Below are 8,147 nucleotides of genomic sequence, written 5' to 3'. Positions count from 1 at the left end.
CGCAAGCCGCTGGTCGGCCAGTTCTCCTTCCGCGGCAAGAAGGTCTTCGTCATCGCCAACCACTTCAACAGCAAGGGCGGCCGGGCGCGGAATCGGGCGGGCGACGAGGGACGCGGGCGGGCCGGACGGCGGCCGCTCCGGCGCCGGGCAGCCCGAGCCGCCCCCTCGGGGAAACCGGAACCGCGGGAATCCCGGGCGGCCGGTCATGGTCTGTCCGCTTTCGGATCAATCCTGGCGCGGACCGGCCGACGCGTCAGTGAAGCGCCGGCGAAAGAAGTGTGGAGAAAATGGCGGGCATTGACGCAGAACCCCCCCTGCGTGGAATGGGCCGAAGGCCCCGCCCGCGAATCGAAGGACCCGCTTCGGTACATCCGGCGAGACCATTCCCGCCACAACGCTCACACATTGACTTTCCCCCGTATTGCCGACACTTCGCCACGCGAAGCGCACATGATGAACCATGCGCGGCGATCGCCGCTCCCGCGTCCGGATGGCAGACTCGGCCAACATCCGACGGGCTCCTGAGCAGGCGTCAGGACAGTAAAGTCGATCTTCAGAAGCCCTGCAATGTGAGCCCGGTCACAGGAAAACTGCGATTGCGGCGTCTATGCTGGTCACTCGCAAGCCTGCAGAACACGCTTGCTGCACACGTCGGGGGACAACGGGGTATGATGAACAGTTTCCGACCCATTCCATCAGGGTCCACAGCAATCCTTCTTTTCGGGGCCACACCTCTCTGAAATCTGTCCTGAACATGTCATAAAGCCCATCGGCCCCCTTCCATCCGAAGGCCGCCGAGGCGTTTATCAGGCAGTCTTTTCCCTTTTTCCGGATATCGACGCCGCGATTGTCGCGCGTCGCACTTCGGCGTGCCCGGCAAGTCCCGGTGCGCGCCGGAAAAGGGCTGAACACGCATGCCTCCGACCGTGCGGCAGGGGCCGGTCCGCGATGTCCGCGGACAGGTGCGCCCACGGCGGGGACGCCGTTCGACGCGAAAGGAACGCACCCTCGTGGATCCTGCTTGTACCTACCTGCTCGTTTGCGCCGGCTGCGACTGGCGGAGCTCCGACGACGGGCTCTGCCTGAGCTGCCCGCGATGCGGGGACGACACCCTGCTGCGCAGCGAGTACGCGGAACAGCGGTTCACCGTCACGCCGGAGAGGTCCGGCATCTTCCGCTACGGCTGGCTTCCGGTCCGACGCGAGGTCGAGGGTTCCCAGCGGCCGGCCGTCTACCGGAGCGCGGGGCTCGGGAAGGCCCTCGGCCTGACCGACCTGTGGATCTCCTTCAGCGGGTACTGGCCCGAACGCGGCTGCCGGATGACCTCCGGCTCCTTCAAGGAGTTCGAGGCCTTCGCGGTGCTGGGACGCACCCCCGAGCAGGCCGGTGTGATGGTCATCGCCTCGGCCGGCAACACCGCGGCGGCCTTCGCCGCGGCCCGGAGCGAGGGAGTCCCTCGGCTGCTGGTGGTCCCGAGCCGGGCACTGCCGGCCGTGGCGGCCGCCGACGCGGGTTCGGCGGACGTCCAGGTGGTCGCACTCAAGGACGCCACCTACAACGACGCGATCGACTTCAGCCGGAAGCTGATCGCCTGCGGTCCCGGGTTCTTCGCCGAGGGCGGGGTCCGCAACGTCGGCCGCCGCGACGGGCTGGGCGTGGTCGCCCTCGCCGCCTTCGAGGAGATGGGGGTCCTTCCCGAGGTCTACGTCCAGGCGGTGGGAAGCGGAGCCGGGGCGATCGCCGTCCACGAGGCCGCCGAGCGCGTCATCGCCTCCGGTGCCGCCGACGGGCAGTCGGTCCCGCGGATGCTCCTGTGCCAGAACGCGGACTTCGCCCCGCTCAGCCGGGCGTGGCAGGGGCAGCCGGACGACCCGGCGCGGGCCGCGGCACCGCTCGGCCTCTACGCCCCGGAGCTGGCCAACGCGACGCCCCCCTACCTCGTCGGCGGCGGTGTCCGGGACGTCCTGCGCGCCGGCTCCGGCGACATGCTGGTCGCCGGCCGCGCGGAGGCGGAGGCGGCCCGGGCGATGTTCGAGGAGCTGGAGGGCATCGACATCGAGCCGGCGGCCGCCGTCGCCGTGGCGGCGCTGCGCGACGCCGTCCGGGACGGGCGGCTCGCGCCGGACGCGACCTGCCTGCTCAACGTGACGGGCGGCGGACGCCGGAGGCTGTACGCCGACGCCCCGGCCGCCGCGCCGCGGGCATGGCTGGTCTCGCGCGGCGACTCCCCCGACGAGGTCGCGGCGCGCGTGCTGGACGCCTTCGCGACCGGCAGCCGACCGCGCGCCGTCGCCTCCGTGCGCTGAGCCGGAACCTCCGAGCCGAACCGTCAGAAGGGAAGTGGGCCCGTTGGGCAACCGCACCGTGGCAGGCTCGTCCCTGCCCCTCGACGTCCGGGACCTGCACGAATCGCTGGGCTCCCCGGTGAGCGCGTCGATGAACTTTCTCAACGAGGTGTCCCAGGACTACCCGGACGCGGTGTCCTTCGCCGCGGGCCGACCGTTCGAGGGCTACTTCGACCTCGACGACGTCCACCGCCACCTCGACGTCTACCGCCGCCACCTCTCCGAGCGTTTCGACGGTGACGAGGCGAAGGTCCGGCGCACCGTCCTCCAGTACGGCCGCACCAAGGGCGTCATCCACGAGCTGGTCGCGGCCCACCTGGCCGTCGACGAGGGCATCGTGGTGGACCCGGAGGCCGTCGTGGTCACCGTGGGCTGCCAGGAGGCGCTCTACCTGACCCTGCGGGCGCTGCGCGCCACCCCCGAGGACGTGCTGCTCGCGGTGACGCCGAGCTACGTCGGGGTGCACGGGGCCGCCCAGCTCGTCGACATGCCGCTGCTCCCGGTCCGGGAGTCCGCGGCGGGCGTCGACCTGGCGGACCTCACCGCCGTGGTGCGGGAGGCCAGGGCGGCGGGCCGGCGACCGCGGGCCCTCTACCTCGTACCGGACTTCGCCAACCCCGGCGGGGTGCGGATGAGCCGGGAGGACCGGCTGCGGACCCTGCGGGCCGCCGCGGAGCTCGACCTCCTGGTGCTGGAGGACAACCCGTACGGCCTGCTCGGCGACCCCGACGGGCCCCCGACCATGAAGGCCCTCGACACCGACGGACGCGTCGTCTACCTCGGCTCGTTCGCCAAGACCGGGCTCCCCGGCGCCCGGGTCGGCTACGTGGTCGCGGACCAGCCCGTCACCGGCCCGCGGGGCGGGGCCGGCCTGCTGGCCGACGAGCTGGCGAAGATCAAGAGCATGACGACGGTGAACACCTCGCCGATCGCCCAGGCCGTCATCGCCGGGAAGCTGCTGGAGAACGGGCACAGCCTGCGGGCGGCCAACGCGCGCGAGCGGGAGACGTACCGCGCGAACCTCCGGCTGATGCTCGACGGCCTGGCCGCGCGGTTCGGCGCCGGACAGGTGCCCGGCGTCTCCTGGAACACCCCGAGCGGCGGGTTCTTCCTGCTGCTCACCGTGCCCTTCGCGGCGAGCGACGAACTGCTGGAGCTCAGCGCCGGCAGGCACCGCGTGCTGTGGACGCCGCTGCACCACTTCTACGCGGACTCCGAGCCGCGCCGCGTGATGCGGCTGTCCTTCAGCCACCTGCTCCCCGCGGAGATCGACGAGGGGCTGGACCGGCTGGCCGGCTTCGTCCGGGAGCAGGCCGCGGCCGCCGCGCGGTGAGGCCGGCCCGCGCGGCGCGGGCCCCCGGGGTGCCATCGAGACCGAGGCTGAGAGGAAAGACGTGCGCCCAGCACACCAGTGGTTGCGAGTAGTGAAACCGTCGGCGGAGCCCCGCACCCGGATCGTCTGCTTCCCGCACGCGGGCGGCGCGGCGAGCTTCTACCGGGCGTGGGGGCCGTCCCTCCCCGACGGCGTGGAGCTGCTCGCTGTGCGGTACCCGGGGCGGGAGGACCGGCTGCTCGAACCGCCCGCGCGGACCATGGAGGCCCTGGTGGCCCCGGTGGTCGCCGAGTGCCTCCCGCTGCTCGACCGGCCGCTGGCGTTCTTCGGCCACAGCATGGGCGCGTCGGTCGCCTTCGAGGCCGCCCGCCGGCTCCAGGAGGCGCACGGCGCCCGGATCACCGCCCTGTTCGTCTCCGGGCGGTCCGGCCCCGGGCGGGAGAGCGTCCCGGAGCAGTCGTACGCGACCGCGCCCGACCGGGAACTCGTCCGGCATCTGAAGGAGCTGGGCGGCACGGAGACGGCCGCGCTGGACCACCCGGACCTGCTGGAGCTGGTGCTCCCGGCGGTCCGGGCCGACTACCGCATCGTGGAGGAGTACCGGGCCGATCCCGCCGGTGCCGTCCTGGACGTCCCCGTCGTCGCGTACTACGGGGACGAGGACGCCGACACCGACGCCGGGTCGGTGGCCGCGTGGGCCCCGGTGACGCGGGCGTCCTTCACCGCGCGGGCCTTCGAGGGCGGGCACTTCTACCTCACCGACCAGCAGGCCGGCCTGCTGCGGGACGTGCTGTCCCGGCTCGGCGTCCCGGCCGCCGACTGAACCGAGGCCGCCGCGAACCCGCGGCGCCGTCACCACCACCGCTAAGGAAGACGACAGTGACGAACCCGTTCGAGAACAACGACGCCCCGTACCTGGTGCTGCGCAACGCGGAGGGGCAGCACTCGCTGTGGCCCGCCTCCGTCGAGGTGCCCGCCGGCTGGGAGACCGCGTTCGGCGAGGCCGGCCGCCAGGAGTGCCTGGACTACGTCGAGGCCAACTGGACGGACATGCGCCCGAAGAGCCTGGTCGAGGCCATGGCCGCCGACTGAGCGCCGCCGCACGTCCGTTCGCTGCCCGGGGCGGGCCGCCCCGGGCAGCGGACGGCACGCCCCCCGAGCCTGCGCGGCCGGCGCGCCCGCCCCGCGCCGGTGGAGCCCTGCGACATTTCCAAGGAGAGAATCACGTGAGTGGGTCCGCGGTCTACGGCAACCTCGGCATCGAGTACGTCGAGCTGTGCGTGGACGACATCGAGGCCGGCACGGCCACCTGGGTCGGGCAGTACGCGTTCCGGGTCGTCGCCCCGCAGGTGGCGACCGGAACGGGCCTCAGGAGCACCGCCCTCGCCCAGGGGGACGTCACGCTCGTCCTCACCGAGAGCCGGGACACGGACCACCCCGCCGGCGCCTACACCGCACGGCACGGCGACGGGGTCTCCGACATCGCCCTGCGGGTCCCCGACGTGACCGCGGCCTTCGCCGAGGCCACCCGGCGCGGCGCGCGGCCCGTGGCCGCCCCGGCGCCGCACCCGGCGGGCGGCACCACGGCGACCGTCGGCGGCTTCGGCGACGTCGTGCACACCTTCGTCCCGGACGACGGCGCCGCACCGCCCGCGCTGCCCCACGGACTGGTCGTCGACCCGTCCGCCCTCGCCGCCGCGCGCGAGGTCGCGCCGCCCGTCGGCCTCCGGCGGATCGACCACTTCGCCGTGTGCGTCGACGCCGGCGAGCTCCAGGCGACCGTCGACCACTACGGCCGGGTCCTGGGCTTCGACACCATCTTCGAGGAACGCATCGTCACCGGTTCCCAGGGGATGGACTCCAAGGTCGTCCAGAGCCCCTCGGGAACGGTGACCTTCACCGTCATCGAACCCGACACCACCGCCGACCCCGGGCAGATCGACGAGTTCCTCGCCCGCCACGGCGGCGCGGGCGTGCAGCACATCGCCTTCTCGGTGGAGGACGCCGTGCGCTCCGTCACCGCCCTGTCCGAGCGCGGAGTGCGGTTCCTGACCGCCCCCGGCTCCTACTACGACCTCCTCGGCCGGCGGCTGACCCCGAAGAACCACCCGCTGGAGGACCTGCGCCGGTGGAACCTGCTGGTGGACGAGGACCACGCCGGCCAGCTGTTCCAGATCTTCACCCGCTCCGCCCACCCCCGCCGCACCCTCTTCTTCGAGGTCATCGAGCGCCTGGGCGCGGAGACCTTCGGGAGCTCCAACATCAAGGCGCTGTACGAGGCCGTCGAGCTGGACCGGGCGAAGCAGGGCGGTGCCGCGCGGTGACCGCCCCCTCCTTCCCCACCCCGGCGGTCCGCGACGAGCCCGCCGCCCGGTGGCAGCGCGAACCCGCCTGCCTCCAGGACCTGGAGCGGGCAGCCGCCGCGGTCCTGCCGCCGGACATCTGGGACTTCGTCGCCGGCGGCAGCGGCACGGAGTCCTCGGTGCACGCCAACCGCGACGCCTTCGACCGGCTCCACCTGGTGCCGCGGGTCCTGCGGGACGTCGCCGACTGCGCCACCGCGTCCCCGCTGCTGGGCCGGGACGCCGCGGCGCCGATCGCCGTCGCCCCGATGGCCTACCACCGGCTGGTGCACCCGGACGGCGAACTCGCCGTGGCCCGCGCGGCCCGGGACGCCGGCGTCCCCTTCGTCACCGGGACCCTGAGCAGCTACCCGCTGGAGGAGATCGCCGCCCAGGGCGGCCGGCTCTGGCTCCAGCTGTACTGGCTCAACGACGAGGCCAGGCTGTTCGACCTCGTCGACCGGGCCGAGCAGGCCGGCTGCGAGGCGCTGATGCTGACCGTGGACCTGCCCTGGATGGGACGCCGGCTGCGCGACGTGCGCAACCAGTTCACCCTGCCGCTGGACGTCCAGGCCGCCCACCTCGGTGACGGCTCGGCCTCCCGGGCCCACGCCCAGGGGTCCCGGACGTCCGCGGTGGCGGAGCACACCAAGGCCTTCATGACCGCCTCGCTCTCCTGGCGGCACATCGAACGGCTCCGCGAGCGCACCGGACTCCGGCTGGTCCTCAAGGGCCTCCTCGATCCCCGGGACGCCCGGCAGGCGGCGGACCAGGGGGTCGACGCGATCGTCGTCTCCAACCACGGCGGGCGCCAACTCGACGGCGCCGTACCGCCGATGGCGGTGCTCCCGGAGATCCGGGACGCCGTGGACGGCCGCTGCGAGGTCCTGGTCGACGGCGCGGTGCGCACCGGCAGCGACATCGTCAAGGCCCTGGCGCTCGGCGCCGACGGCGTCCTGGTCGGCCGCCCGGTGTTCTGGGGCCTCGCCACCGGCGGCCAGGCCGGGGTCGGCGACGTCCTGCGCATGCTGACCGAGGAGCTGCGGGACGCGCTCGGACTGGCCGGCTGCGACTCGGTCGAGGCCGCGCGGTCCCTGCGCGTGGTCACCTCCGCGCCGTTGCGGACGGTCTCCGCGCCGCACGGGTAGCCCCGGGGCCCCGGCCCCCACCCGACCCGACGCTCCGGGCGCCACCGACCCGAGGACCACTGCCATGGATACAGCGCTCCCGTTCCCCTACCCGCCCGCCCGACCGGACGGGCCCTTCCCCACCGGCGGCCGGCCCGCCGCGCCGCTGCACCTGCTGCGCCGCCCCTCCACCGCCGAGGGCTTCGCCCTGGACACCACCGCCCCGGAGGAGCAGCACTTCGTGCTGTCGGCCGAACTGCCGGACGACCACGAGCTGTTCACCGACGGTCCGGGCACCTTCCACGACGTCCTGTTCCCGGCGGAGACGATGCACCAGGCGGCGCACTTCATCGCCCAGCAGTACTTCCGGGTCCCGGCCGACCGGCCCGAGGCCTTCGCCTCCAGCAGCGTCGACGTCCTGGACCTCTCGCCGTGGCGCCGCACCGGGCGGGCCGCCCACCTCGCCATGGAGCTCACCCTGACCCCGGGCGACGTGGTCAACGGCGTCCCGCGCGGCCTGGAGTGCGTGGCCCGGGTGGCCATCGACGGAGTGAACTGCGGACTCAACCGGACCAGGCTGGTGTTCGTCATGCCCGGGGTGCACCGCAGCCACCGCGCCCGGGGCAGGCGCGAGAGCCTGAACGACTCCTGCGCGGTGTCCGCGCCCGGCGCGGACGGGGCGCTGCGCCCGGCCCGCGTCGGACGGAGCGACCCGCGCAACGTGCTGGTCGGTCCGCCGCTCAGGGTCCTCGACGGGGAGTTCCTGCTGCCGGTCGACCCGGCCCCGGAGCACGGACTCTTCCGCGCGGCGGCCGACGGCCCGATCCCCGGGTCACTGTTCCTGGAGGCCTCCCGGCAGGCGTCCCTGCTGGTGGCCGCGGAGCTGCACGGCTTCGAGCCCGGCCACGCCGTCCTGACCCACTGGCGGACCTCCTACCGGGGCCTCGGGGACACCGACCTGCCGCTCGCCTGCACGGTCTCCTCCCGCCGCCCCACCCGG

8 protein-coding genes are annotated in these 8,147 nt (G+C 73.7%); all 8 read left to right on the top strand.

The window, feature by feature from the left end; all coding sequences use genetic code 11:
• A partial coding sequence (locus ACIQOV_RS16510) for a hypothetical protein (RefSeq protein WP_401049125.1) occupies positions 1–525 on the top strand: 525 nt, incomplete at its 5' end.
• 485 nt (positions 526–1,010) lie between these two features.
• Positions 1,011–2,306, top strand: coding sequence for a cysteate synthase (locus ACIQOV_RS16505; protein ID WP_401049124.1), 1,296 nt, complete (start codon positions 1,011–1,013; stop codon positions 2,304–2,306).
• Positions 2,307–2,349: 43 nt separating this feature from the next.
• The gene (locus ACIQOV_RS16500; RefSeq protein ID WP_401049122.1) at positions 2,350–3,678 is read left to right on the top strand and encodes a PLP-dependent aminotransferase family protein; all 1,329 of its coding nucleotides are present in this window, start codon (positions 2,350–2,352) and stop codon (positions 3,676–3,678) included.
• Positions 3,679–3,769: 91 nt separating this feature from the next.
• Positions 3,770–4,501 carry a thioesterase II family protein gene (locus ACIQOV_RS16495; protein ID WP_401049120.1) on the top strand — a complete coding sequence of 244 codons (732 nt, stop codon included), beginning with the start codon at positions 3,770–3,772 and terminating at the stop codon, positions 4,499–4,501.
• A gap of 56 nt (positions 4,502–4,557) precedes the next feature.
• Complete coding sequence (locus ACIQOV_RS16490; RefSeq protein WP_401049118.1) at positions 4,558–4,770, top strand: MbtH family protein; 213 nt, start codon at positions 4,558–4,560, stop codon at positions 4,768–4,770.
• A 134-nt stretch (positions 4,771–4,904) separates the two neighbouring features.
• The gene (gene hppD / locus ACIQOV_RS16485; protein ID WP_401049116.1) at positions 4,905–6,002 is read left to right on the top strand and encodes a 4-hydroxyphenylpyruvate dioxygenase; all 1,098 of its coding nucleotides are present in this window, start codon (positions 4,905–4,907) and stop codon (positions 6,000–6,002) included.
• On the top strand, positions 5,999–7,168 hold the full coding sequence (locus tag ACIQOV_RS16480) for an alpha-hydroxy acid oxidase (RefSeq protein WP_401049114.1): 1,170 nt from the start codon (positions 5,999–6,001) through the stop codon (positions 7,166–7,168). Before hppD ends, ACIQOV_RS16480 begins: the two co-directional genes overlap by 4 nt.
• A 64-nt stretch (positions 7,169–7,232) precedes the next feature.
• Positions 7,233–8,147: AfsA-related hotdog domain-containing protein (locus ACIQOV_RS16475; protein WP_401049113.1), on the top strand; the 915-nt coding region annotated here is incomplete at its 3' end.

It is taken from the genome of Kitasatospora sp. NPDC091257, from assembly GCF_044757675.1.
Classification (GTDB): Bacteria; Actinomycetota; Actinomycetes; order Streptomycetales; family Streptomycetaceae; genus Kitasatospora; species Kitasatospora lactacystinica.
The sequence above is the reverse complement of the archived record's forward strand: the minus strand, read 5'-3'. Positions and strand labels throughout refer to the sequence as shown.